Origin of the sequence: Microbacterium paludicola (assembly GCF_015235415.1) — a bacterium.
GTDB classification, from domain to species: Bacteria; Actinomycetota; Actinomycetes; order Actinomycetales; family Microbacteriaceae; genus Microbacterium; species Microbacterium paludicola.
Map to the genome: position 1 here is coordinate 1 of NZ_JADGLL010000097.1, position 1,234 is coordinate 1,234.

At 66.8% G+C, this 1,234-nt stretch carries 1 protein-coding gene; it reads left to right on the forward strand.

All coding sequences use genetic code 11. The annotated features are described in order from the left end of the window. Positions 1-69: 69 nt before the first annotated feature. The gene (locus IR155_RS15675) at positions 70-1,227 is read left to right on the forward strand and encodes an IS30 family transposase (RefSeq protein ID WP_135115709.1); all 1,158 of its coding nucleotides are present in this window, start codon (positions 70-72) and stop codon (positions 1,225-1,227) included. Positions 1,228-1,234 lie beyond the last annotated feature (7 nt).

Below are 1,234 nucleotides of genomic sequence, written 5' to 3' on the forward strand. Positions count from 1 at the left end.
GGCGGATTCAACCGGTCAGCGCAATGAGTGTTGTGAGATGAAGCAGACGCTGATCTCGGGAGGCATTCGTTGCAGGGCAAGCATGGTCATCTCAGTCGTGAGCAGAAGCAGCTCGCGCTCCGTCTCCACTCGAAGGGGTGGCGGCTCATCGATATCGCCCGCGAGATCGGCTGCACGGCGCCGATGGTCGGCCGCATGGCGCGGGAAGGGCGTCACCTCGACGGGAAGCCGTTCGGCTGGGAGCCGCGCGAGGGGCATCTGACGGTCTTCGATCGTGAGGAGATCCTGGTGGGTCTCGCCCGCGGTGACACGCTCACTGCGATCGCGCGCAGCCTCGGGCGGGCGGTGTCGACGATCAGCCGCGAGGTCAAGCGGGGCGGCGGGCGGGAGGGGTACTCGGCGTGGCGGGCGCATGAGGACGCCCGGGAGCAGGCCCGCAGGCCGAAGCCGTTCAAGCTTGACGGTGGCCGGTTGCTCGAGACCGTGACAGCGCAGTTGAAGCAGCTGTGGTCTCCGCAGGAGATCGCTGCCCGCCTACGGTTGGAGCATCCCGACGACCCGGAGATGCACGTGAGTCATGAGACGATCTACCAGTCCCTGTTCGTGCAGGGACGCGGGCAGTTGCGCCGCGAGCTTGCCCGCTGCCTGCGGTCAGGGCGTGCGGCACGGAAGTCGCGGACCGCGACGGATCGGCGAGGCCGGCTGCCAGGGATGGTGATGATCAGCGAGCGCCCCGCGGAGGTCGAAGACCGCGCCGTGCCGGGGCATTGGGAAGGCGACTTGATCCTCGGTGAGAACAGTCGCAGCGCCGTGGGAACCCTCGTTGAACGCAGCACCCGCCTCACACTTCTGCTGCACCTGCCCGACGGGAAGAGCGCCGACAAGGTGGAGGCCGCAATGCGCGAGGCGATCACCGCGTTGCCGGCGTCGCTGGCGCGGACGATCACCTGGGATCAGGGCGCCGAGATGGCCAAGCATTCCGAGTTCACGACAGCGACCGGCATCCCGATCTACTTCTGCGACCCGCACTCCCCGTGGCAGCGCGGAAGCAACGAGAACACCAACGGACTGCTACGCCAGTACCTGCCGAAGAGCACCGATCTGAGCATCGTCACCCGCGCTGAGCTGACCGCGATCCAGGACTCGCTCAACGGACGACCGCGCAAAACGCTCGGCTATCTGACACCATCGGAGAAGTTCACAGAACTCGTTGCGACCACCGGTTGAATCCGCC